The sequence below is a fragment of the Aeromonas sp. FDAARGOS 1404 genome, from assembly GCF_019047085.1.
In the GTDB taxonomy this organism is placed as follows: domain Bacteria; phylum Pseudomonadota; class Gammaproteobacteria; order Enterobacterales; family Aeromonadaceae; genus Aeromonas; species Aeromonas veronii.
The window spans coordinates 2,733,015-2,756,306 of record NZ_CP077237.1; the positions used below are offsets into that span (position 1 = coordinate 2,733,015).

At 59.4% G+C, this 23,292-nt stretch carries 19 protein-coding genes and 1 riboswitch; of the genes, 12 read left to right on the forward strand and 7 right to left on the reverse strand.

The window, feature by feature from the left end; all coding sequences use genetic code 11:
- Positions 1-22: 22 nt before the first annotated feature.
- Positions 23-520, forward strand: a complete 498-nt coding sequence (locus I6L34_RS12725; RefSeq protein ID WP_058059976.1) for a GNAT family N-acetyltransferase — start codon at positions 23-25, stop codon at positions 518-520.
- A 153-nt stretch (positions 521-673) separates the two neighbouring features.
- Here the strand turns inward: I6L34_RS12725 and I6L34_RS12730 are convergent, their stop codons facing one another.
- Positions 674-850 (reverse strand): hypothetical protein, encoded by a 177-nt coding sequence (locus I6L34_RS12730; protein WP_005340085.1) that lies wholly within the window; start codon positions 848-850, stop codon positions 674-676.
- A 505-nt stretch (positions 851-1,355) separates the two neighbouring features.
- On the reverse strand, positions 1,356-2,633 hold the full coding sequence (locus I6L34_RS12735; RefSeq protein WP_216954792.1) for a sodium:proton antiporter: 1,278 nt from the start codon (positions 2,631-2,633) through the stop codon (positions 1,356-1,358).
- A 216-nt stretch (positions 2,634-2,849) separates the two neighbouring features.
- Here I6L34_RS12735 and metH point away from each other — a divergent pair, with 216 nt between their 5' ends.
- Both metH and rimK read left to right on the forward strand, forming a co-directional pair.
- Positions 2,850-6,545: a methionine synthase gene (gene metH, locus I6L34_RS12740; protein WP_058059975.1), complete on the forward strand. Its 3,696-nt coding sequence runs from the start codon at positions 2,850-2,852 to the stop codon at positions 6,543-6,545.
- 231 nt (positions 6,546-6,776) lie between these two features.
- Positions 6,777-7,673: a 30S ribosomal protein S6--L-glutamate ligase gene (gene rimK, locus I6L34_RS12745; protein WP_005340088.1), complete on the forward strand. Its 897-nt coding sequence runs from the start codon at positions 6,777-6,779 to the stop codon at positions 7,671-7,673.
- 54 nt (positions 7,674-7,727) lie between these two features.
- On the opposite strand, the gene I6L34_RS12750 is transcribed toward rimK, so the two are convergent.
- Both I6L34_RS12750 and I6L34_RS12755 read right to left on the reverse strand, forming a co-directional pair.
- Positions 7,728-8,990, reverse strand: a complete 1,263-nt coding sequence (locus I6L34_RS12750) for a HAMP domain-containing sensor histidine kinase (protein WP_058059974.1) — start codon at positions 8,988-8,990, stop codon at positions 7,728-7,730.
- Positions 8,987-9,655 (reverse strand): response regulator transcription factor, encoded by a 669-nt coding sequence (locus I6L34_RS12755; RefSeq protein ID WP_005340090.1) that lies wholly within the window; start codon positions 9,653-9,655, stop codon positions 8,987-8,989. Before I6L34_RS12755 ends, I6L34_RS12750 begins: the two co-directional genes overlap by 4 nt.
- Positions 9,656-9,743: 88 nt before the next feature.
- On the opposite strand from I6L34_RS12755, the gene I6L34_RS12760 reads away from it, so the two are divergent.
- From I6L34_RS12760 to thiH, 9 genes are all read left to right on the forward strand, one after another.
- The gene (locus I6L34_RS12760; protein WP_005340092.1) at positions 9,744-10,166 is read left to right on the forward strand and encodes a hypothetical protein; all 423 of its coding nucleotides are present in this window, start codon (positions 9,744-9,746) and stop codon (positions 10,164-10,166) included.
- An 86-nt stretch (positions 10,167-10,252) separates the two neighbouring features.
- Positions 10,253-10,738 (forward strand): hypothetical protein, encoded by a 486-nt coding sequence (locus tag I6L34_RS12765; protein ID WP_058059973.1) that lies wholly within the window; start codon positions 10,253-10,255, stop codon positions 10,736-10,738.
- A gap of 260 nt (positions 10,739-10,998) precedes the next feature.
- Positions 10,999-12,462, forward strand: a complete 1,464-nt coding sequence (gene aerA, locus I6L34_RS12770) for an aerolysin AerA (RefSeq protein WP_162838751.1) — start codon at positions 10,999-11,001, stop codon at positions 12,460-12,462.
- 252 nt (positions 12,463-12,714) lie between these two features.
- A riboswitch (TPP riboswitch) is annotated at positions 12,715-12,827 on the forward strand.
- A gap of 280 nt (positions 12,828-13,107) precedes the next feature.
- Complete coding sequence (gene thiC / locus I6L34_RS12775; protein ID WP_302054746.1) at positions 13,108-15,099, forward strand: phosphomethylpyrimidine synthase ThiC; 1,992 nt, start codon at positions 13,108-13,110, stop codon at positions 15,097-15,099.
- The gene (gene thiE, locus I6L34_RS12780) at positions 15,096-16,703 is read left to right on the forward strand and encodes a thiamine phosphate synthase (protein WP_216954793.1); all 1,608 of its coding nucleotides are present in this window, start codon (positions 15,096-15,098) and stop codon (positions 16,701-16,703) included. The genes thiC and thiE overlap by 4 nt, the downstream gene beginning before the upstream one ends.
- On the forward strand, positions 16,693-17,481 hold the full coding sequence (locus I6L34_RS12785) for a HesA/MoeB/ThiF family protein (protein WP_216954794.1): 789 nt from the start codon (positions 16,693-16,695) through the stop codon (positions 17,479-17,481). The genes thiE and I6L34_RS12785 overlap by 11 nt, the downstream gene beginning before the upstream one ends.
- On the forward strand, positions 17,478-17,684 hold the full coding sequence (gene thiS, locus I6L34_RS12790; protein WP_069555221.1) for a sulfur carrier protein ThiS: 207 nt from the start codon (positions 17,478-17,480) through the stop codon (positions 17,682-17,684). Before I6L34_RS12785 ends, thiS begins: the two co-directional genes overlap by 4 nt.
- A gap of 85 nt (positions 17,685-17,769) precedes the next feature.
- Positions 17,770-18,537: a thiazole synthase gene (locus I6L34_RS12795; protein WP_123173902.1), complete on the forward strand. Its 768-nt coding sequence runs from the start codon at positions 17,770-17,772 to the stop codon at positions 18,535-18,537.
- A 173-nt stretch (positions 18,538-18,710) separates the two neighbouring features.
- Positions 18,711-19,781, forward strand: a complete 1,071-nt coding sequence (gene thiH / locus I6L34_RS12800) for a 2-iminoacetate synthase ThiH (RefSeq protein ID WP_254202970.1) — start codon at positions 18,711-18,713, stop codon at positions 19,779-19,781.
- 687 nt (positions 19,782-20,468) lie between these two features.
- Here the strand turns inward: thiH and I6L34_RS12805 are convergent.
- From I6L34_RS12805 to I6L34_RS12815, 3 genes are all read right to left on the reverse strand, one after another.
- Positions 20,469-21,989 carry a cell division protein FtsZ gene (locus I6L34_RS12805; protein WP_216954796.1) on the reverse strand — a complete coding sequence of 507 codons (1,521 nt, stop codon included), beginning with the start codon at positions 21,987-21,989 and terminating at the stop codon, positions 20,469-20,471.
- Between the two features lie 284 nt (positions 21,990-22,273).
- Entirely contained in the window at positions 22,274-22,852 is a 579-nt protein-coding gene (locus I6L34_RS12810; RefSeq protein ID WP_216954797.1) for a GNAT family N-acetyltransferase, read from the reverse strand.
- A gap of 3 nt (positions 22,853-22,855) precedes the next feature.
- Positions 22,856-23,281, reverse strand: a complete 426-nt coding sequence (locus I6L34_RS12815; RefSeq protein WP_216954798.1) for a GNAT family N-acetyltransferase — start codon at positions 23,279-23,281, stop codon at positions 22,856-22,858.
- Positions 23,282-23,292: the final 11 nt, after the last annotated feature.

Sequence of the window (23,292 nt, forward strand, 5' to 3'; positions counted from 1 at the left end):
TTTCCGTTTGAGAGCCCTTGCCATGATTGCCTCCTCCCGCCTGATCCTGCGCGAAATGCTCGCCACCGATGCCCCCTTCATCCTTGAGCTGCTCAATGACGGCGACTTTTATCGTTACATCGGTGATCGGGGCATTCGCACCCTGGAGCAGGCGCAGGAGTATATCCAGCAGGGGCCGGCAGTCAGCTATGCCCGCTATGGTCACGGGCTCTATCTGGTGGAGCGCAAGGAGGACGGTGTCAGCCTCGGTATCTGCGGTTTGATCAAACGCGATACCCTGGAGCAGGTCGATATCGGTTATGCCTTCCTGCCGCAATATCGCGGTCAGGGCTACGCTATTGAAGCGGCGCATGCAGCCCTTGCCGATGGCAAAAGCCGGTTGGGGATCGGGCAGGTAGTTGCCATCGTCACTCCGGGCAACGAGCGATCCATCGGCCTGTTAGCCAAGCTGGGGCTGGTGCGCAGTCGACTGGTCAAGTTGAGCGAAGATGCTGATGAGTGCCTGCTGCTGGAGCAGTGATCAAGGTCAGAGAGCTGAAAAGCGAATGGCGAGGTGGCTGTCAGGCTGAGTGACAAGCAAGAGGCCGGGTCTGGCTAAAGGCGTGAGAGAAGCAAAGAGGCCGCCGTGAGTTGCGGCCTGTCTGCATCGGGCGCTGCCGGAGGGCAGGCAGGTTCAGTTGAGGTCTTCGATGGAGAACTCGCCAGCGATACCATCACAGGAGATGGCGAAACCGCCGCTGAAGCGGGTGCTGAACTGGATCAGAAACGCATCATTGTCGTGCTCTTGCACAGGCAGGTTGATGGGCTTGCTGCGACGCAGGGGCTTGTGTGTTTGTACTGCTTTCATCATGGTATTTCTCTATATAAATTAGGTGTTTGCTCCTTGTATTGGCAAATGTCAGGTCAATGGGCGCGGTCGATTGGGTGAACGACAAGCGCGCAGGAATACCCAGCCCGGTTAAGGGGCGTCTGCACTTTCAAGGAATATGCTGATGCATAAATCAAATTGGGTGGGCAGATCGGGTCTGCACCGTGAGAGCCGGGCAACGCAGGCAGACAGCCTGACGGTTCTCAAGGCGAGTAAATCAGAAGAAGGTTATGCGGGTACTGGCAGGATTCATCGTGAGGTGAAGCATTGCAGGGCAAACATAAACAGGCTGATTAACTAGCCGACGCGCATTCTCTCCTCGAAATGAATAAAAAGCAAACAATAATTTGCCGATGTTGAAGTCAGTACGCTTTTCCTCTGTGTAATCAAGGTGCTATCAGCAGCAAATATCCACAGCTATCAGTCATAAAAAGAGGGCTCCCGACGGGAGCCCTCTCTCATTCTGCAATCAGCACTGTGGACCGACTCAGTAGTCGCCACAGGCCTTTTTGGCAGCCGTGATCATCGGGGTGATGGTCATGCCTTGCACCACGATGGAGAACATCACCACCGAGTAGGTCATCACCAGGATGACCTGACGCAGGTCGACGCCATGTTCCGGGATCATCATGACGCCGGAGGGGAGTGCCAGTGCCATCGCCATCGCCAGACCACCGCGCAGGCCACCCCAGGTGAGGATCCGTACCGAGAAGGTGTTGTAATTGCGGAATCGGCGGAAAGCCACATAGGGCAGCGACACACTGATAAAGCGGGCGCCCAGGCAGAGCGGCACCGCAATGACCAGCAGGATCCAGTCACGCCAGGCGAGATCCAGCAGTACCAGCGCCAGACCGATCAGCAGGAACAGCAGGGCGTTGAGGAACTGGTCCATCAACTCCCAGAAGTGATCCAGGTGATGGCTGCTCTGCTCGGAGAAGCCGGAGTGACGGGTCCAGTTGCCGATCATGATGCCGGTGACCACCATGGCCAGTGCGCCGGAGACGCCGATCATGTTGGCAAAGGCGAAGCCGGCGGTCGGGATGCAGAGGGTCAGCAGCAGCTCCAATGAACCGTCATCGGTGGCGCTGATCATCACGTGGGCGATGAGGCCCAGCACGGCGCCGAACAGGATGCCTCCGAGGGCTTCGTGCAGGAACAGACCGGCCACGCTACCGAAGGTGGGTTCGACACCGCCAAAGGCGACGGCAAACACGGTAGCGAAGATGACGAGGCCAACACCGTCGTTGAACAGGGATTCCCCTTCGATCTGGATGGCGATCTGGGGTGGCGCCTTCATCTTCTTGACGATGGCCAGGACGGCAATCGGGTCAGTGGGGGAGATCAGCGCGCCGAACAGCATGCAGTAGACCAGCTGCAACTCCCAGCCCAGCAGCTTGGCGATAAACCAGAAGCCGTAGCCGATGAGGAAGGTGGAGAGCAGGGTGGCAATGATGGCCAGAATGGTGATCTCCCACTTCTGGCTACGCAGCGCCTTGAGGTTGATGCCGAGGCCACCGGCGAACAGCAGGAAGCCCAGAATCCCCTTCAGCAGGAAGTTCTGGAAGTCGATGCTCTCCATTGTCTTGACGGCAAGAGGTTCCAGGTTGAACCAGCCCAGTTTGCCAAACAGCACCAGCAGTGCGGAGATCAGCATGGAGCCCGCAGTAATGGCGATGGTGGTCTGGATCTTCACAACATACTGGTTGGCAAAGGCGATAAAAATCGCCAACGCTGCCAGAAAACAGAGTGTGTAGTAGACGCTCATAGTTATTTTTTTCTCGTTGGTAGACAGCAAGCACGTATCCCTATGCAGGACGGGCATAGGTTACTCTCGGGCCCTATGTTACTCATTACCCATAAATGAGTATATGGTGGCGCATTTGGACTGATAGACGGCTAGATTTCCATTTTATTTGTTTGCTGTTAGGATGCTGTTTACGCAGTTGCATGGATGTAAGAGGAACACGCGGTGTCGAACGTAATGTCGAGCAGAGAGCCGAGCAAGCAGTCGGACGTAACAAAGAAGCTGGAAGCCTGCCTCAGGGAGCGGATCCTGATCATCGACGGGGCCATGGGCACCATGATCCAGGGCTACAAGCTGGGGGAGGCGGATTATCGGGGTGAGCGGTTTGCCGACTGGCATACCGACATCAAGGGCAACAACGATCTGCTGGTGCTGACCCGTCCGGCGGTGATCCGCGAGATCCACGAGCAGTATTGCGCTGCCGGGGCCGACATTCTCGAGACCAACACCTTCAACGCCACTCGCATCGCCATGGCCGATTACGAGATGGAAGAGTTCTCGGCCGAGATCAACCGTGAAGCCGCCCGTCTGGCCCGCGCCGTGGCGGACGAGTGGACGGCAAAAGATCCCGCCAAGCCGCGTTTCGTGGCAGGGGTGTTGGGCCCCACCAACCGCACCGCCTCCATCTCGCCGGATGTGAACGATCCCGGCAAGCGCAACGTCACCTATGACCAGCTGGTGGCCGCTTACACCGAATCGACCCACGCCCTGATCGAGGGCGGCGCCGACATCATCCTGATCGAGACCATCTTCGATACCCTCAACGCCAAGGCCGCCGCCTTCGCGGTGGAAGGGGTGTTCGAGGCGCTGGGCTACAGCCTGCCGGTGATGATCTCCGGCACCATTACCGATGCCTCCGGCCGCACCCTCTCCGGCCAGACCACCGAAGCCTTCTACCACTCCCTGCGCCACGTCAAACCGGTCTCGTTCGGTCTCAACTGTGCGCTTGGCCCGGACGAGCTTCGTCAGTATGTGGAGGAGCTGTCTCGCATCAGCGAATCCTGCGTCAGCGCCCACCCCAACGCCGGTCTGCCCAATGCGTTCGGCGAGTACGACCTCGATGCGGGTGAGATGGCAGAGCATATCCGCGAGTGGGCCCAAAGCGGCTTTCTCAACATGGTCGGCGGTTGCTGCGGCACCACCCCGACCCATATCCGCGCCATGGCCGACGCCGTGGCGGGCATCAAGCCGCGCGTGCTGCCCGAGCTGCCGGTAGCTTGCCGCCTGTCGGGCCTCGAGCCCCTGATCATCACCCCTGAATCCATGTTCGTGAACGTGGGGGAGCGCACCAACGTTACCGGTTCGGCCAAGTTCAAGCGGCTGATCAAGGAGGGGCTCTACGATGAGGCGCTCGACGTTGCCAAGCAGCAGGTGGAGAACGGTGCCCAGATCATCGACATCAACATGGACGAAGGGATGCTGGACGCCGAAGCGGCCATGGTGCGCTTCCTGAACCTTATCGCCGGTGAGCCGGATATCGCCCGGGTGCCTGTGATGATCGACTCCTCCAAGTGGGAGGTGCTGGAGGCGGGCCTCAAGTGCGTGCAGGGCAAGCCGGTGGTCAACTCCATCTCCATGAAAGAGGGGGAGGAGAAGTTCATCCAGCAGGCCAGATTGCTGCGCCGCTACGGCGCAGCCGTCATCGTGATGGCGTTCGATGAAGCGGGTCAGGCCGATACCCGCGCCCGCAAGTTCGAGATCTGCCAGCGTGCCTACCGGATCCTGGTGGATCAGGTCGGTTTCCCGCCGGAAGACATCATCTTCGACCCCAATATCTTCGCGGTAGCGACCGGCATCGACGAGCACAACAACTACGCGGTGGACTTTATCGAGGCGGTGAAGGACATCAAAACGCACCTGCCTCACGCCATGATCTCCGGCGGCGTCTCCAACGTCTCGTTTTCGTTTCGCGGCAACGAGCCGGTGCGGGAAGCCATTCACGCGGTTTTCCTCTACCACGCCATCAAGAACGGCATGGATATGGGGATCGTCAACGCCGGTCAGCTCGCCATCTATGAAGACATTCCGGCGGAGCTGAAAGAGAAGGTCGAGGCGGTGGTGCTCAACCTCAATGACAATGCCACCGAGGAGCTGCTGGCCATCGCCGAGAAGTATCGCGGTGCCGGTGCCCAGGCTGAGGATCCGCGGGATCAGGAGTGGCGCAGCTGGCCGGTGGGCAAGCGGCTGGAGCACGCACTGGTCAAGGGGATCACCGACTTTATCGAAGAGGATACCGAAGAGGCGCGCGCTGGCGCCGAGAAGCCGCTGCACGTCATCGAAGGGCCGTTGATGGATGGCATGAACGTGGTCGGCGACCTGTTCGGCGCGGGCAAGATGTTTCTGCCGCAGGTGGTGAAGTCAGCGCGGGTGATGAAGCGGGCGGTGGCCTATCTGCAGCCCTATATCGAGGCGGAAAAGTCGGGCGGCTCCAGCAACGGCAAAATCGTGCTGGCGACCGTGAAAGGGGACGTGCACGACATCGGCAAGAACATCGTCGGGGTGGTGCTGCAGTGCAACAACTTCGAGATTGTCGACCTCGGGGTCATGGTCTCCTGCGAGACGATTCTCAAGACTGCGCGTGAGATCGGTGCGGATATCATCGGGCTGTCGGGTCTCATCACCCCGTCGCTGGACGAGATGGTGCACGTGGCCAAAGAGATGGAGCGTCAGGGCTTCAAGCTGCCGCTGCTGATCGGCGGTGCCACCACCTCCAAGGCGCACACAGCGGTCAAGATCGAGCAGAACTACTCGGAGCCTGTGGTCTATGTCTCCAACGCCTCCCGCGCGGTAGGGGTGGCCCAGAGTCTGCTCAGCCCGGATCTCAAGGAGGCATTTGTCGCCCGCATCGACAAGGAGTACGAGATTGCCCGAGAGCAGCATGCCCGCAAGCAGCCGCGCTCCCGCCCGGTCAGTCTGGCCCACGCCCGCGCCAACCGGCATCAGCTGGATTGGGTTGGCTACCAGCCGCCGAAGCCCCACGAGCTCGGGGTGCAGAAGTTCGAAGATGTGGCCATTTCGGTGTTGCGCCCCTACATCGACTGGACGCCGTTCTTCCTCAGCTGGGAGCTGGCAGGCAAGTATCCGCGCATCCTCGAGGACGAGATCATTGGCGAGGAGGCGACCAAGCTGTTTGCCGATGCCAACGCCATGCTGGATCTGCTGGAAAAGGATCAGAGCGTGCGCTGCGCCGGGGTGATCGGCCTGTTCCCGGCCAACGCGGTAGGGGACAGCATCGAGGTCTACAGCGACGAGTCGCGCACCGAGGTCATCAAGGTGCTGCACCACCTGCGCCAGCAGAGCGAGAAGCAGGGCTTCCCCAACTACTGTCTGGCGGACTATGTGGCGCCGAAAGAGAGTGGCAAGCCCGACTGGATCGGCGCCTTCGCGGTGACCGGCGGCATCGGTGAGGAGGCCATCGCCAAGGCCTACAAGGCGCAGCACGATGACTACAACGCCATCCTCATTCAGGCGGTGTGCGACCGTCTCGCCGAAGCCTTTGCCGAGTATCTGCACGAGCAGGTGCGCAAGGTACATTGGGGTTATGCTCCCGACGAGGCCCTCAGCAACGAGGAGCTGATCCGCGAAAACTATCAGGGCATCCGTCCGGCGCCCGGTTATCCGGCCTGCCCGGAGCACACCGAGAAGGGGAGCATCTGGGGGCTGCTGGAGGTGGAGCAGGCTATCGGCATGCAGCTCACCGAATCCTACGCCATGTGGCCGGGGGCGGCGGTGTCCGGCTGGTACTTCTCTCATCCCGAGAGCAAATACTTCGCGGTGGCGCAGATCCAGCAAGATCAGGTGGAAGATTACGCTGTTCGCAAGGGGATGACGCTGGCAGAGGCCGAGCGCTGGTTGGGGCCAAACCTGAACTGACTCCCGCGTGACATCGGTTGATCTTTAACGAGAAACGGCGGCATCCTTGCTCGGGTTGAACAACCTGCGCAGAGCCGCCGTTTAACCTGTTGGTCACAGTGATGTGGTAGCGTGCGGTTTGGTGTGGTTTGTCTTGTTGTCAGGATAAACAATTGGCGTTGTCTTGGCGCTGTGGCACCTTATACTCTCCCGCCCCATCCTGCCCAGGCACAGCCTTCTAGCGGAATTGTCATGAAGATCGCCATTTTATCCCGTGAGCCGAAAAACTACTCCACCCGCCGTCTGGTCGAGGTGGCACAGGCGCGCGGTCATCAGGTAGAGGTGCTCGACACCCTGCGCTGCTATATGAATATCGCTTCCCACAACCCCTCCATTCACTACGAGGGTGGGGAGCTGGGAAGCTATGACGCCGTGATCCCCCGGATCGGGGCCAGCATTACCGCCTACGGCACCGCCGTGCTGCGCCAGTTCGAGATGATGAACACCATGGCCCTCAACAGCTCGGTGGCCATCAGCCGTTCCCGCGACAAGCTGCGGGCGATGCAGTTGCTCTCCCGCCATGGTATCGGCCTGCCCATCACCGGCTATGCCCACAGCACCCACGACGTGCCCGACCTCATCACCATGGTGGGCGGGGCGCCGCTGGTGGTGAAACTGCTGGAGGGAACCCAGGGGATTGGCGTGGTGCTGTGCGAGACCCAGAAAGCCGCCGAGAGCGTGATCGAGGCCTTTATCCAGACCAACAACAACATTCTGGTGCAGGAGTATATCCGCGAGGCCAATGGTGCCGACATCCGCTGTCTGGTGGTCAACGGCAAGGTGGTTGCCGCCATGCGCCGTCAGGCCCAGCCGGGGGAGTTTCGCTCCAACCTGCACCGTGGCGGCACCGCCGAGGCGATCAAGATCACTCCGGAAGAGCGCGCAACCGCGGTGCAGGCCGCCAAGATCATGGGGCTGGATGTAGCGGGGGTGGATATCCTGCGCAGCGCCCGTGGCCCGCTGGTGCTGGAGGTCAACTCCTCCCCCGGCCTGCAAGGGGTGGAAGCTGCCTCCGGCAAGGATGTGGCCGGCAAGATCATCGAGTTTCTCGAACTCAAGGCGAGCCGCAAGAACAAACCGGCGGAGTGAGCCGCGGGCTTGCATCCGTCAGATAAAAACAGGGCGCCCTCGGGCGCCCTGTTGCTATCTGGCTGGTGCCGCAGCACCCTCTCCCGGAGGGAGAGGGAACTGTTCGGCGGCGAGCATCGCCAGCCTTGCGCTAAATACGCCATCCTCGAGCCGGGTGTCGATCTGCCAGCCCAGCTTCTCGCAGATACGCTGGATGATGGTGAGGCCACAGCCGTAGCCGAGGATCTGATCCGGCGCCGCTGCCGTCGGGTTGCTGATGGTGAGCACCGGGCCACACAGCTCGATGTCGATATGTCCCTCGGCATAGCTCAGGGCATTTTTCAGCAGGTTGCCGAGGGCGATGGCGAGCAGGGAGAGGGGGGCATTTACTTCGCTGCTCTCGTCCAGATTAAGCCGGATATCAAGTGCCTCCCGCTGCAACAGCGGAGCGAGGCGGGCCAGCTCCTGACGGATCAGCGGGGTTACCTGCTGCAGCGGTCGCTCCACCGCCTCCTTGCGGCCCAGCAGCAGGAAGGTCTCGGTGAGCAGCGCCATCTCGTCGGCGGCGGCGCGGATGCGGGTGGTGGCGCGGGCGGCCGGTGCGGGCAAGTCCGTCACCTTGCCGAGCAGCGCGGCCGAGCCCTGGATCACCATGTTGGGGGTGCGCAGCTCGTGGCTGGCGAAGCGGCTGAACTCCTGCTCGCGGGCGAACACAGCGCTCACCTCCTGCTTGCCGGCCAGCAGCGCCAGCTCGATGTCCCGCAGCTCCTGCCAGGGGGCATCGGGCTCGAAATCCGCCTGATCCGGGGTGAGGTGGGCGACCCTCTGTTGCAGCCGCTGCAGCGGCCCCGTGATATGGCGTACCAGCCAGATGCCGAAGCCGAGGCAGCCCAGCAGCAGGGTCACCCCGATCAGTCGGGTCGCCAGATGCAGCTTGTCTTCGTAGGGATCCAGGTAGTCATCGGCGTCGTCATTGAACACCAGATAGAGCAGTCCCTCGCCGGAGGGGTGACGGGCCACCAGAAAGTGTTTGTCCTCCTTGCCCAGCTGGTGCTCGAAAAAGCCGGGGGTCTGGTAGGGCTTCAACCACTTAGGCAAGCGGCCCGCCTCGGTCCAGTAGCTGGAGAACTGTCTGGGGCTTGGGGCTGCGGCCGCCGGGCCGAGTCGCAGCCAGTCATCGCTGTAGCGGGTCACTTCCGCCTCCAGCCAGTGGCGCAGGCTCAGCTCCTCCATCTTGTCTTCGGCCACCAGCATCAAGCCGGAGAGCAGGATCAGCAGCACCACCCCGGCGCCACCGAGCGCCATGATCAAGCGGCGGCGCAGGCTCGGCAGGCTCATGCGCTCACCAGTCGGTAGCCCTGGCCGTGCAGGGTCTCCAGCATGGGAGTGGGGAAGGGTTTGTCGAGCGCGTTGCGCAGGGCGTAGATATGGCTGCGCAGGGCATCGGAGTCGGGCTCCTCATCCCCCCAGACGGTGTCGAGCACCTCCTGACGGCTGACGATGGCGGGGGCGCGGCGGGCCAGCAGGGCGAGGATCCGGAACGGGATCTTGCCGAGCTTGAGGGGCTCACCGGCGCGGGTGGCGCGGCCGCTGGCGACATCGACCGTCAGATCGCCAAAGCTGATGGCCCCCACATCGCCGCGCGGGCCGCGCAGGCTGAGGGCTTGCAGCCGCACCTCCAGCTCCTCCATGGCGAACGGCTTGACCAGATAGTCATCCCCTCCCGCCTTGAAGCCTGCCAGCTTGTCTTCCAGGCTGTCGCGGGCGGTGAGAAACAGCACGGGAGTGGCAATCCCCTGCTCGCGCAGGCGCGCCACTGTGCTGAGCCCATCGAGGCGCGGCATCATCACATCCATGATGATGACGTCGAAACGCTGCTCCTCCAGCAGTTGCAGCGCCGCCTGACCGTGATAGGCACAATCGAGGCGGTGACCGGCCAGCTCCAGATAATCCATGATGGTTTCCGCCACCTGAGGATTGTCTTCCACTACCAAAATCTTCATGCTTTGCTCTCCTGGTTGGCGAGCGTTTCACGCTCTTTTCACACCGGATTCGGCATCCTGTTTGCCAGTGTAACCCCGAGGATCCCTGATGAAGAAGTCTCTCTGCGCCCTTCTGTTGCTGATCTTGTTGCCACTTGGCACCGCACAGGCGACCGAATTCAAACTGACCGGCCGCACCACCTGGCAGCTTGGCCAGTTGATGGTCAACGGCATGCCGTTCGTGATCGACGACCAGACCCGCTTCAAGGATTGGCTCAACGAAGATGATCTCGGCGGCACCTGGGTCGAGATGAAGGGGGTGGTGGAGAACGGCGTGCGCTATGTGCGCAAGGTCGAAGCCCTCGACGAAGATGACAAGGACGAGATGGATCTGGAGGGGCCGGTCGAAGGGGGGCGGATCTGGGGCTACACCACCTCTGACAACAGTCTGGCGCCGTTCGAAGGGCGCTGGCTGGAGCTGGAGTGCAAGTTTGACGGCATGCGCCTGAGCCGCTGCCGCGAGGATGACTGATCCGATCTCTGCGTTCCGATTAGAAATGCTCCCGAATGAAGCCCATGCTTGTCCAGCATGGGCTTTTTGTTCAGGGACGAACGAAGATGGAACAATCGAGAAAGTGGTGTGCATGGATGCTGGGTGTGCCGCTCTGGGCGGCGCAGGCGGGAGCCGATGAATTGTGGCTGGTGGAGCTGGAGCACAGCGACGGCATCCGCCTGCAATTTCAGGGGGCCGAGGTGGAGCAGGGCAGTGCCGCCATCTGGCGGCAGGGGGAGATTTGGCCGCAGCCACTCAAACCCGGCGACCAGCTCGCCCTGCTGGTGGCAGATGGCGTTGCCACCCGCATTGAGCTGCTGGCCGCCAGAGCCCCGCTGGCCAATCTGCCCTGGCAGCGGGCGCAAGATCGCCTGCAATCCTTCGATGAACGGCAGCTCACGTTGGCAACCCTGGGCACAGTGCCACTCAATCCACAGGTGCGCTGGGTCAACGGTTCCGTCGCCGATCTGCATGCCGGGAGCGAGCTGGTATTGATTCGTTCGGCGGATGGAATATTGCAGGGAATTGAAGTGATCAATCCGGAAGAGTAATTCAGCTTCTTCTTATTTAATATAGCTTCACCATATTGTGGCAGCCATTAAATAATGACTGTCACAATATTTATGATTTATCCCTCAATAAAGTCATCGCTCTAATTATTTTCCTGTATCACCATTATTTTGTTTGTCATGGATGTTTTTTGGTGGTTTATTTTATTTGTGTCAGGTTTTGTCGGAGTCCATACCTGTCAAATGAAAAAGGATATTTCTACACAATAACAATTATCGTATGTCTGAAAGAGGGATAAATGATGAATAGAATAATTACCGCCAATCTGGCGTTTTTGGCGTCTTCATTGATGCTCGCTCAGGTGCAGGCGGCTGAACCTGTCTACCCTGATCAGGTCAAGTGGGCGGGTCTTGGCACGGGCGTCTGTGCCAGTGGTTACCGTCCTCTGACCCGTGATGAAGCCATGAGTATCAAGGGTAATCTGGTCAGCCGCATGGGGCAGTGGCAGATCACTGGGCTGGCTGATCGCTGGGTGATTATGGGGCCGGGATATAATGGCGAAATCAAACAGGGTACTGCCGGAGAAACCTGGTGTTATCCCAATTCACCGGTTTCCGGAGAAATACCGACACTCTCTGACTGGAATATTCCGGCGGGTGATGAGGTCGATGTGCAATGGCGTCTTGTCCATGACAATGATTATTTTATCAAGCCAGTCAGTTATCTCGCCCATTATTTGGGATACGCTTGGGTAGGTGGAAATCATAGCCCCTATGTCGGGGAGGATATGGATGTTACCCGGGTTGGCGATGGCTGGCTGATAAAGGGAAATAATGACGGCGGCTGCTCCGGATATCGTTGCGGGGAGAAGAGCTCCATCAAGGTAAGCAACTTCTCATATACCCTGGAACCCGACTCCTTCAGCCATGGTCAGGTCACCGAGAGCGGCAAGCAGCTGGTCAAGACCATCACGGCCAATGCGACCAACTACACGGATCTGCCTCAGCAGGTGGTGGTGACCCTGAAGTACGACAAGGCCACCAACTGGTCGAAGACCGACACCTACAGCCTGAGCGAGAAGGTGACCACCAAGAACAAGTTTCAGTGGCCGCTGGTGGGGGAAACCGAACTCGCCATCGAGATCGCTGCGAGCCAGAGCTGGGCTTCCCAGAAAGGGGGCTCAACGACCGAGACCGTCTCGGTTGAAGCGCGCCCCACGGTGCCGCCTCACTCCAGCCTGCCGGTGCGGGTTGCCCTCTACAAGTCCAACATCTCCTACCCCTACGAGTTCAAGGCCGAGGTCAATTATGACCTGACCATGAAGGGCTTCCTGCGTTGGGGCGGCAATGCCTGGTATACCCATCCTGAGAATCGCCCCACCTGGGAGCACACCTTTGCCGTCGGCCCGTTCCGCGACAAGGCAAGCAGCATTCGCTACCAGTGGGACAAGCGTTATATCCCGGGTGAAGTGAAGTGGTGGGACTGGAACTGGACCATCAGCGAGTATGGTTTGTCGACCATGCAGAATAACCTGGGTCGTGTGCTGCGCCCGATCCGTTCGGCGGTGACCGGTGACTTCTATGCCGAGAGCCAGTTTGCCGGCGATATCGAAATCGGTCAGCCCCAGACCCGTTCCGCGGCCTCTGCCCAGTTGCGTAACGCCTCTGCTGAAGGTGTGGCCCTGACCGGTGTGGATCTGGATCAGGAGGCCCTTGCCAACGAAGGGTTTGGCAATGTATCCCTGACCATAGTTCCGGTTCAATAACCTCACTCGCAGGCCCCTTTCATAGGGGCCTGTTTCTGTTTGCCCTGCGCCCCTCGATTTTCCCTCTTTTTCTCCTCTTGTCCCTGCATGATCACAACAGGAAGCTATGGCTTGCCAAGGTGATGCCAACGCAGGTTTGACCTGTACTTGGGGTGGCCCCGTGAGCGAGGCATTGTTCACTCATTTGTTGAAAGAGGCGTGTTGGCCAGATTGTTAACGGCTTGTGCTTTAAATTTTCCCCCTTATACTGGCGCCATCTTGTCGGAGTGCTGACCGTCGAACGACGCGAAGCTGAGACCGTTAATTCGGGATCCGTGGAACCTGATCAGGTTAAAACCTGCGAAGGGAACAAGGGTAACTTGCGGGTTACCGCGCCGGAGGAGGAACAAGCCTCTTCCGCTCATCGAAGGGAGCACCCTTGATGAGTCAGGGCGCACAGGAGGGAGTCTGTCCCGTCCGGTTGTCCAGCACGTGGGGCGCCTTGCCCACAGCGTGCAGAGAGCGGGAAGCGGCAGAACAGCAGCGCGGAGATCCATCCCGCGCGCACTCCCTCCCGAGATAAACACCCCGCCGCAAGTTCATCTTCTCCTCGAACTCCAGACAAGCAAACACCCATAACTTCAACCAGTTAATGTGAGTTTTGCTATGTCTACTTCCGTATCTGATACCACCAAATCCAGCCGCCGCGAGCAGCGCTCCAGCGCTCAGGCCTTTATCGACAGCCTCAAGGGGATGGCTCACCCCAACTCCCGCCGCATCTTTATCGAAGGCTCCCGCCCCGATATCCGTGTACCCCTGCGGGAAATCCAGCTGGCCGACACCTTCGTCGGCGGCACCAAAGAAGATCCCAAGTTCGAACCCAACGAACCGCTCCCGGTCTACGACACTTCTGGCCGTTACGGGGAGGAGGGGGTCGCCATCGACGTGCGCCGTGGCCTGCCGCGCCTGCGGGAGAACTGGGTGCTGGAGCGCGATGACACCGACGAACTGCCGGGGCTCAGCTCCACCTTCACTCAGGAGCGTCTGGCGGACGAGGGGCTCGACCACCTGCGCTTCGAGCATCTGCCAAAGCCACGCCGCGCCAAGCCGGGTCGTCGGGTTACCCAGCTCCACTACGCCCGCGCCGGCATCGTCACTCCCGAGATGGAATTTATCGCCATTCGCGAGAACATGGGGCGCGAGCGGGTGCGCTCTGAACTGTTGCGCACCCAGCATCCGGGCCGCGATTTTGGTGCCCGTTTGCCCCAGAACATCACCCCCGAATTTGTGCGCGATGAGGTGGCCGCCGGTCGCGCCATTATCCCCAGCAACATCAACCACCCGGAAGCGGAGCCGATGATCATCGGCCGCAATTTTCTGGTGAAGATCAACGCCAACATCGGCAACTCGGCGGTCACCTCCAGCATCGAAGAGGAGGTAGAGAAGCTGGTCTGGTCCACCCGCTGGGGCGCCGACACCGTGATGGACCTCTCCACCGGTCGCTATATCCACGAGACCCGCGAGTGGATCCTGCGCAACAGCCCGGTGCCCATCGGTACCGTGCCCATCTATCAGGCGCTGGAAAAGACCAACGGCATCGCCGAAGACCTCACCTGGGAGCTGTTCCGTGACACCCTGCTGGAGCAGGCCGAGCAGGGGGTGGACTACTTCACCATCCACGCCGGCGTCCTGCTGCGCTTTGTGCCGATGACCGCCAAGCGCCTCACCGGCATCGTTTCGCGTGGCGGCAGCATCATGGCCAAGTGGTGCCTCTCCCACCATAAAGAGAACTTCCTCTACCAGCACTTTCGCGAAATCTGCGAGATCTGCGCCGCCTATGACGTGGCTCTGTCGCTGGGCGATGGTCTGCGTCCGGGCTCCGTCTATGACGCCAACGACGAGGCCCAGTTCGCCGAGCTGCGCACCCTGGGCGAGCTCACCAAAATCGCGTGGGAGTACGACGTGCAGGTGATGATCGAGGGGCCGGGTCACGTGCCGATGCACATGATCGAGCGCAACATGACCGAGCAGCTGGAGCACTGCCACGAGGCGCCCTTCTACACCCTTGGCCCGCTCACCACCGATATCGCGCCGGGTTACGATCACTTCACCTCCGGCATTGGCGCCGCGCTGATCGGCTGGTACGGCTGCGCCATGCTCTGCTACGTCACCCCCAAGGAGCATCTGGGCCTGCCCAACAAGGAGGACGTGAAGCAGGGGCTGATTACCTACAAGATCGCCGCCCACGCCGCCGATCTGGCCAAGGGGCACCCGGGCGCCCAGATCCGCGACAACGCCATGTCCAAGGCGCGCTTCGAGTTTCGCTGGGAGGATCAGTTCAATCTGGCGCTGGATCCCGACACCGCCCGCGCCTATCACGACGAGACCCTGCCCCAGGAGTCCGGCAAGGTGGCCCACTTCTGCTCCATGTGCGGGCCCAAGTTCTGCTCCATGAAGATCACTCAGGACGTGCGCGATTACGCGGCGAAATTGGAAGCCGTTGAGATCAAGCTGGTCGGTATGGATGGCCAGCAGGAGCAGGTAGTGGCTCAGGTGGAGAGCGGCATGGCCCGCATGGCTGAAACCTTCAAGGAGACCGGTGGCGAGATCTACCATCAGGCGGCGGTGCTGAAACAGGCCGCAGGGGAGGAGGCGTGAGCAGCGCAAGCGGGGCTGTCAGCCCCGCCGATCTGCTGCCTGTGACGGACTCCCGCCCAGTTGTCTGGACCATCGCCGGTTCAGACTCCGGCGGCGGTGCCGGCATTCAGGCCGACTTGCACACATTGCATGACCTCGGCGTGCACGGCTGCTCGGTCATCTCTGCCATTACCGCCCAGAACTCGGTGGCGGTGAAGATGGTCGACCCTGTGCTGATGCAGACCTTCACCGCCCAGATCGACGCCCTCGGCGTCGATCTGCCGCCTGCCGCCATCAAGATCGGCCTGCTGCCGACCCGGCTTCACGTTGAGGTGCTGGCCCGCCGACTGGCTGCCATCGAGGCTCCCTTCGTGGTCTACGACCCGGTGGCCATCGCCAGCACCGGCACCCCGATGGCGGAGCCCAATATGCTGGAGGCGGTGCGCGAGCAGCTGTTACCACGTCTGTCGCTCATCACCCCCAACGGTCCCGAGCTGGAGGCCCTGACCGGCTTGCCGGTCAGCAGCCCCGAGCTGGTGCGCCTCGCCGCCCGCCGTCTGCGTGAACTCGGCGCCCGCGCCGTGCTGGTGAAGGGGGGTCATCTGGAGTGGAGCGGCGATCTCTGTCTCGACTACTACCAGGATGAGACCCGCGAATTCTGGCTCGCGGCGCCGCGCCTCGATACCCGCCATGGCCACGGCACCGGCTGCTGCTACGCCAGCGCCATCGCCGCCGTGGTGGCGCAGGATTATCCGGTAGAGGACGCCATTACCCTCGCTCGAGCCTACCTGCAACAGGGGTTGGCGGCGGCGCAGGGGGTGGGCGCAGGCCCGGGTCCCATCGCCCATCTCGGCTGGCCAGCCGATCTGACTCACTTCCCCCGCGCCGTATTGGCGGGGTCAACCCTCGATCGCCGCTTCGGACTTTATGAGACAAGCAGTGCCCGCCTGCCGCAGGGCCCCTTCGCGCCGACCGAACACAACCTCGGCCTCTATCCGGTGGTCGATTCGGTCAAGTGGCTGCGCCGCCTGCTGGGGCAGGGGGTCAAGACCATCCAGCTGCGGATCAAGAATCTGCCCGCCGCTCAGGTGGCACCGGCCATTCGCGATGCGGTAGCGCTCGGTCGCCGCCATGGGGCGCGGCTCTTTATCAACGACTACTGGCAGCAGGCCATCGAGGCGGGCGCCTGGGGCGTGCATCTGGGACAGGAGGACATGGAGACCGCCGATCTTGCCGCCATTCAGGCGGCCGGGCTGCGCCTTGGCATCTCCACCCACGGCTACTTCGAGCTGATGCGGGCCCGCGAGCTGGCCCCCTCCTATATGGCGCTGGGTCATATCTTCCCGACCAACACCAAGGCGATGCCTTCGCGCCCGCAGGGGCTGGTGCGGCTGCATCGCTACCGCGCCCTGATGGCGGAGTGGCCGACGGTGGCCATCGGCGGCATCAGCGAGGAGCGGGTGGCGGCGGTCAAGGCCAGCGGGGTCGGCAGTATCGCGCTGGTCTCGGCCATCACGGCCAGCGACGACTGGCAGGGGGCGACCGAACGGCTGCTTGCCGCCGTGGGGGCTGGGGATGAGCCGCGCTCGGCCACTGTTATACAGGAGGCAGAACATGCGCTCTGATGAGGCGTCTCTTAGTGATAAAGAGTATCTGAGATACGGCCGCCAGCTGATGCTGGCGGAAGTGGGGGAGGCGGGGCAGGCGCGGCTTAAGGATAAATCTGTGCTGATCGTCGGCCTCGGCGGGCTCGGCTCGCCGCTGGCCCTCTATCTGGCCGGGGCCGGGGTCGGCACCTTGTGGCTGGCCGATGGCGATACGGTCGATTCCAGCAATCTGCCGCGCCAGATCCTGTTCGATAGCGAGGCGGTCAACCACTCCAAGGCCGAGCTGGCCCGCGAGCGGTTGGTTGCCCACAACCCGCTGGTGGAGCTGATTGCCATCAACCAGCGGCTCGATGCCGTCAGCCTGCCGGAGTTTGTGGCCGAGGTAGATCTGGTGATCGACTGCTGCGACAACCTCGCCACCCGCCAGGCTATCAACGCCGCCTGCGTGGCTCAGGGCAAGCCCTGGGTCTCCGCCGCCGCAGTGGGGTGGCAGGGGCAGCTGATGGCGCGCACCAGCAGCGATCACGCCTGCTATGCCTGCCTCTATCCGCTGGATACCAAAATCGCCGAGCGCTGCGAGACCAGCGGCGTCACCGGCCCGCTGGTCGGGGTGATGGGCTCTTTGCAGACGCTGGAGGCACTGAAACTGCTGCTCGGGATGCCAAGCCCGGTCGCTGGCACCCTGCGCCGCTTCGATGCTTTGACCCATCAGTGGCAGACCCTCACGCTGGCCCCCGATCCCGATTGCTCGGTCTGTTGCCAGCATTCGTGCCGGAACAAGGAGATCACATCATGACCCTCACCATTCGACTCAACGATAAAGCCCAGCCGCTGACGGCAGGGCAGAGCGTGGCCGACCTGCTGGCGGCGCAAGACGTTAATCCACAGGGGGTGGCGGTGGCCCTTAATGGCGCCGTGTTGCCCCGAGGCCGCTGGGCCGAGACCCGTCTCAATGACGGGGACGAACTTCACCTCTTTACCGCCATTGCGGGAGGCTGACCCATGATGCTCGCAGTCCCATCTTCGAGCGCTCTGCCTTGCGGCGGGGCCACATCTCTTCTTATCGCAGTGGCAGGAGGCTGACATGCTCAAGATTGCCGATCACACCTTCTCATCGCGCCTCTTTACCGGCACCGGCAAGTTTGCCCGCCCGGACCTGATGGCCGCCGCCATCGAGGCGAGCGGCTCCCGGCTGGTCACCATGGCCATCAAGCGGCTCGAGCCGGGCAAGGCCCATGACGATATCCTGAGTCCCTTACTGCAACTCGGGGTCAAGCTGCTGCCCAACACCTCCGGCGCCAAGACCGCCGCCGAGGCGGTGTTTGCCGCCCATCTCGCCCGCGAGGCGCTGGGGACGAACTGGCTCAAGCTGGAGATCCACCCCGACCCGCGCTACCTGCTGCCCGATCCCATCGAGACGCTGAAAGCCGCCGAGCAATTGGTGAAAGAGGGCTTTGTGGTGCTGCCCTACTGCGGTGCCGACCCCGTGCTCTGCAAGCGGCTGGAAGAGGTGGGCTGCGCCGCCGTGATGCCGCTCGGTGCGCCTATCGGCTCCAATCAGGGGCTGGTGACCCGGGAGTTTCTCTCCATCATCGTCGAGCAGGCCAATGTGCCCGTGGTGGTGGATGCGGGCATAGGTGCGCCGAGCCATGCGGCCGCCGCCTTTGAACTGGGCGCCGATGCCGTGCTGGTCAATACCGCCATCGCAGTCAGCGGCGACCCGGTCGCCATGGGGCGTGCCTTTGCGTTGGCTTGCACTGCCGGTCGCAGTGCCTATGAGGCCGGTCTCGGCGCCCGCGCCCTGCAGGCCCAAGCCTCCAGCCCGCTCACCGATTTTCTGGGGGCGTTATGAGTCATGATGCTGGTGCGATGAGTGACTTCGAGCCTTTTACACAATCCCAAGTGCGCCTGAGTGATAGCCCCCCTCTCGGCTCTTCACAAAATAAGGGAGAGGGGCTGGGGGTGAGGGCTAAGGAGCCAACCTTTCTCGACCGCTGGTACGAACTTGATTGGGGCGATATCGGCATGCAGATCCGCGCCAAAACTGCCGCCGATGTGGCTCGCGCCCTGAGTGCCCCCCGCCGTACCCTGGCCGATTTTATGGCGTTGATCTCCCCTGCCGCCGAGGCGTATCTGCCGCAGATGGCAGCCGAGGCCGAGCGGCTGACCCGCCAGCGCTTTGGCAACACCATCGGCTTCTATGTGCCGCTCTATCTGTCGAACCTCTGCGCCAACGACTGCACCTACTGCGGCTTCTCCATGAGCAACCGCCTCAAGCGCAAGACCTTGAATGCAGAGGAAATAGAGCGCGAATGTCTGGCCATCAAGGCGCGCGGCTTTGACAGCGTGCTGCTGGTGACCGGCGAGCACGAGCACAAGGTGGGGCTCGCCTATTTTCGCGAGGTGATGCCCATCATCCGCCGCCACTTCAGCACGGTAGGGATGGAGGTGCAGCCCCTCTCGCAGGCCGAATATGCCGAACTGAAAACCCTCGGCCTTGATGCCGTTATGGTCTATCAGGAGACCTACCACGCCCCCACCTACGCCCGCCACCACCTGCGCGGCAACAAGCGGGATATCGCATGGCGCCTTGCCACGCCGGATCGGCTGGGCCGCGCCGGTATCGACAAAATCGGCTTGGGGGCGCTGATCGGTCTCTCCTCGGACTGGCGCGCCGACAGCTACTTTGTCGCCGAGCATCTGAGCTGGCTTGAGCGTCACCACTGGCAGAGCCGCTACTCGCTCTCCTTCCCGCGCCTGCGCCCCTGCACCGGTGGGCTTGAGCCTGCCGTGGTCATGTCGGATCGCCAGCTGGCCCAACTTATCTGCGCCTGGCGCCTCTTCTCGCCCACGCTGGACTTGTCCCTCTCCACCCGCGAGTCGGCTACGTTTCGCAACGGCGCGGTGCGCCTTGGCATCACCCAGATGTCGGCCGAATCGCGCACCCAGCCGGGGGGCTATGCCGAAGGGGATAAAGAGGAGCTGGAGCAGTTCGCCATCCACGACGACCGCCCGGTGGGTGAAGTGGCCGCCGCGGTGCGGCAGGCGGGGTTGCAGCCGGTGTTTAAAGATTGGGAACCCTTCTTGGGCCGATAGGGGCGGCCACGCCCCCCTTTGCCGGTGGCATCCCGGCGTCCAGCCAGACTCCGAGCCTGTGGCGAGCAGGCACGGCTGCGCCGTGCAATCGTAGGGTCGATTAGCCGTCAGGCGTAATCGTCCGTTCCGTGTGATGGGGGAATGGCACGGCCTTGTCGTGCAGGACGCGAGGCCGTTGGCCTCGAAGGGGTTTCGCCCGCCCTTCGGGCTTGGGCGAGTAACTTTTCTTTGCGTGGCCAAAGAAAAGTCACCAAAAGAAAGGCCACCCCCGCCAATCCGACCGCTACGCGGTTGCCCTCGGGCCAGGAGCAAGGTCGGACGGATCGCCGCAGACGGCACATCCCTGTGCCGGCTGCGTCTGCGCCATCATCCCTGATGGCGCTCCTGACCTTGCTCCTTCCCCTCGGCGGATTGGAGGGGGAATCAAAACCGTGCCCGCCATAACCTCAAGGAGTAGTCGTAGGGTGCAATAAGCGGAGCGCATTGCACCGCGATTGTGACGAGAGGTGCAATTCACTTCGTTCATTATACCCTGCGGCATTACGGTACTATTTTGGTAAACTTGATAAAACAGTTGTTATTAATTGATACATAGAATTGCCTGCTACACCATAAAAAACATTTTCTGCCAGTGTTTTTAGTGTTATTGCCGTTTGGTCATCCGTTACATGTTTCTCGATTTCATCTTTAATGTTTTGGTAGGATATCAGAAGATATTTCATTATTCATGTTATCACGTAACAATGAAAGTAGCTCTTGCGGCAGCTGACTATAACTCGATATTTGCACTGCAATGTTGTCTTGGGTTTTCGTTAAACTTTTGCATATGACTTGTTGAAGTGATTTCATCTGGTTTTCGAGAGAATTCACTCTGGTTTTATAATCATCATTTTCTTCTTTATATATCATTATAATTTGATTGCTGAATTTTAGTTCCATAGCTGCCATTTCCAGTTTCATTTTCATTTTTTCAACATGATAGCTGGATTCTAGAATATCGTTAGGGGACTTTTCTCCAATGACAGCCAAGCCGAATTCAGATAAGGATTTTTCTATTTTCTCTACATTCCCAGAAGGGGTTTCTACTATTAAAAAAACTTTGTTTCCTGATTGTTCAATGCTGACTTTAGCTTCTACTCCAGAATATTTCTGATGAAGAAATTCATTGAAATATGACAGAATGGACAATCCTGCACTGGCTTGGTGAGGTTCGAAAGTGATTGATTTTGAAAGCTTAACCATGTCAAAATTATTTTTTGCAATTGTTTTGTCAATAGGAAGTTCTGGCAAACCAGTGACAATTATTGTGACACTCATCTTATCTGATAATTCAGGGTCTATAACCGTACCCATCACGATAGTTGCATTTTCATTTGCGAATTCTCTTACTACATTGCCAACAATTTCAAACTCTTCAATGGTCATATCCATGCCGGCAGTAATATTAACCAAGATCCCCTTGGCTTTTGATATGTCATGACTCTGTAATGCTGGAGATTCCAATAGCTTTCTCACCGCTAATTCAGCTCGTTCCTCCCCATCTTGAAAAGAATAACCGATGGCACTTAAACCCATGTTTCTAATTATTGTTTTTACATCCTCTAGATCAACGTTTATCAACCCAGGACGGGTAACTAGATCCATCATTCCTTTTATCACTGCACGAAAATGGTTATTGGAGTCATGGAATAAGTCACTTGTTTTACTTAATAAATTGTTTTTTAAGTTGGACTCCAAAAATCTATCATTTTCTATACAAACCAAAGAGTCTGTATTTTCTAATAATGATAAATATGCTTTTTGTGAATGCAGTATTTTACTCCGACCCTCAAAACTAAATGGAAATGAAAATAATCCTACACATAATATACCAAGCCTTTTGGCAATCTTAGCAATATATGGAGATACTTGGCTGCCAGTTTCTCCTCCCAAACCTGAAACTAAAAAAACAACATTGGAACCACTTATTGCCTTCTCGATTTCTTCATCAATAAAATGAACGTGCTCTTTTATTAAGATTGATTCAGCCTGGTTTCGGGTATGCCTGTTGATTATTTCTAGTGATGAGTGAACATATATTTTTTTGACTTCAGCTTCTTCTAAATCGCTAGACTTGAATATGTCATCCACAATTTTGCATCCAACGCTCCCAATTCCTAATACTATTGGGGATACATATTCTTCAGGTGCGTCTAAAAAATCAAACATATCTTCATCCTAGAAGTTAATTTTTCGAGAAGTATCTGGTAGAGCTTATCGTCATACTACACGAGGGGTTAAATAAAACCCAGCAAGTATTGCTGTAGTATATATTACAATGCCTGCCGGCCAATACATTGAGTTAGTTCAAGTTTTATGGAAGATGTGTTTTTATATGTGGTTGTATTCGTCTTTATGGTGTTTATCCAGCCTCGGTAATTTATGCATTTGACTACTCGACAGCTTGGCCTATGGAGTGTCTAAATAAGGACGTCATACAGGTTTCCTTTTATTTATGGTTGGCCATCTGGGAACTCATGGTTACAAGATTCAGCCAGTGGAAAAAGAGCATAGATATGCGCATCAATAGGCTGGCCATGTAGGAAGATACGATTCCTTGCCCGGCACTCAAAGGTGGCCCCTGCTGCGATGGCAACAGCTTCGCTGGCGGTGTTGCCGATTCCCATCACGATCTCCAGCCGAAATAGTCCCAACTGCTGAAAGCCAAAGTCACGGAGCAGGGTGACCGCCTGTCGGGCGATGCCACAGCCTTGGCGGGGTTGGCGTACCCAGTAACCGATATTGCCGTAGCGATGATGGGGTGGCAGCTGATTGATTCCTGCGCCATCCAGCAGTTGGCCGGTGGTGACGCAGAAGATGCCCATGTCAAAGGCGCGTCCCGCCTCGCGATCCTGATCGCAGCTGGCAAACCACTCCAGCGCGCTCTCCCGAGTAAATGAACGGGAGCACCAGCTCATCCATTTGCCGACCGTCTCGATGGATTCGTGGGCCGCGCGGACAAACTCGTCGGCATCGCCAGATTCGAACGGGCGGATCACGATATTGGCATTGGCAAGGCGCGGGAATGTCATCAATTAATCCTGCTTTTTCAGAAAGTAACTGATATGCCCCGGCGGCATATCGGGCAGCTGGCCAAAGACTTCGTAACCCTGCTTCTGGTAGAAGGGGAGAGCCTGAAAACTGGTGGTTTCCAGATGGTAGTTGCTAATGCCCTTGCTTTGGGCGTATAGCTCCATGGCGCCGAGCAGGCGGCCGCCCCAGCCATCGCGGCGGATGCTTTCGTCGATCCAGAGCCAGTCGACGTGAAGCCAGCCCCACTTGATGTCGGCGATGATGCCGCCGTGTACCTTGCCCTCTTTATCCTTGATAAAGCTGGCGATCCGCTCGCGCCGAAGTTCGTACAGTTGAGGGCCTGCCTGGCTGACGTTGTAGCCCGTCAGGCCAATGCGCAGCGCTTCAACATCATCGTCCTGAGGCGGTTGGGGTGGGGTGAGTTGCATAGTGCTTCCTG

Bases quoted from the DNA above. Each gene is read 5' to 3' on its own strand.
- I6L34_RS12730 (WP_005340085.1), bottom strand. From the start codon at position 850: ATGATGAAAGCAGTACAAACACACAAGCCCCTGCGTCGCAGCAAGCCC.
- thiC (WP_302054746.1), top strand. From the start codon at position 13,108: ATGTCTACTTCCGTATCTGATACCACCAAATCCAGCCGCCGCGAGCAG.
- metH (WP_058059975.1), top strand. From the start codon at position 2,850: ATGTCGAGCAGAGAGCCGAGCAAGCAGTCGGACGTAACAAAGAAGCTG.
- I6L34_RS12785 (WP_216954794.1), top strand. From the start codon at position 16,693: ATGCGCTCTGATGAGGCGTCTCTTAGTGATAAAGAGTATCTGAGATAC.
- I6L34_RS12765 (WP_058059973.1), top strand. From the start codon at position 10,253: ATGGAACAATCGAGAAAGTGGTGTGCATGGATGCTGGGTGTGCCGCTC.
- aerA (WP_162838751.1), top strand. From the start codon at position 10,999: ATGAATAGAATAATTACCGCCAATCTGGCGTTTTTGGCGTCTTCATTG.
- I6L34_RS12755 (WP_005340090.1), bottom strand. From the start codon at position 9,655: ATGAAGATTTTGGTAGTGGAAGACAATCCTCAGGTGGCGGAAACCATC.
- I6L34_RS12815 (WP_216954798.1), bottom strand. From the start codon at position 23,281: ATGCAACTCACCCCACCCCAACCGCCTCAGGACGATGATGTTGAAGCG.
- rimK (WP_005340088.1), top strand. From the start codon at position 6,777: ATGAAGATCGCCATTTTATCCCGTGAGCCGAAAAACTACTCCACCCGC.
- thiS (WP_069555221.1), top strand. From the start codon at position 17,478: ATGACCCTCACCATTCGACTCAACGATAAAGCCCAGCCGCTGACGGCA.
- I6L34_RS12725 (WP_058059976.1), top strand. From the start codon at position 23: ATGATTGCCTCCTCCCGCCTGATCCTGCGCGAAATGCTCGCCACCGAT.
- I6L34_RS12750 (WP_058059974.1), bottom strand. From the start codon at position 8,990: ATGAGCCTGCCGAGCCTGCGCCGCCGCTTGATCATGGCGCTCGGTGGC.
- I6L34_RS12760 (WP_005340092.1), top strand. From the start codon at position 9,744: ATGAAGAAGTCTCTCTGCGCCCTTCTGTTGCTGATCTTGTTGCCACTT.
- I6L34_RS12795 (WP_123173902.1), top strand. From the start codon at position 17,770: ATGCTCAAGATTGCCGATCACACCTTCTCATCGCGCCTCTTTACCGGC.
- I6L34_RS12805 (WP_216954796.1), bottom strand. From the start codon at position 21,989: ATGTTTGATTTTTTAGACGCACCTGAAGAATATGTATCCCCAATAGTA.
- thiH (WP_254202970.1), top strand. From the start codon at position 18,711: ATGCAGATCCGCGCCAAAACTGCCGCCGATGTGGCTCGCGCCCTGAGT.
- I6L34_RS12810 (WP_216954797.1), bottom strand. From the start codon at position 22,852: ATGACATTCCCGCGCCTTGCCAATGCCAATATCGTGATCCGCCCGTTC.
- I6L34_RS12735 (WP_216954792.1), bottom strand. From the start codon at position 2,633: ATGAGCGTCTACTACACACTCTGTTTTCTGGCAGCGTTGGCGATTTTT.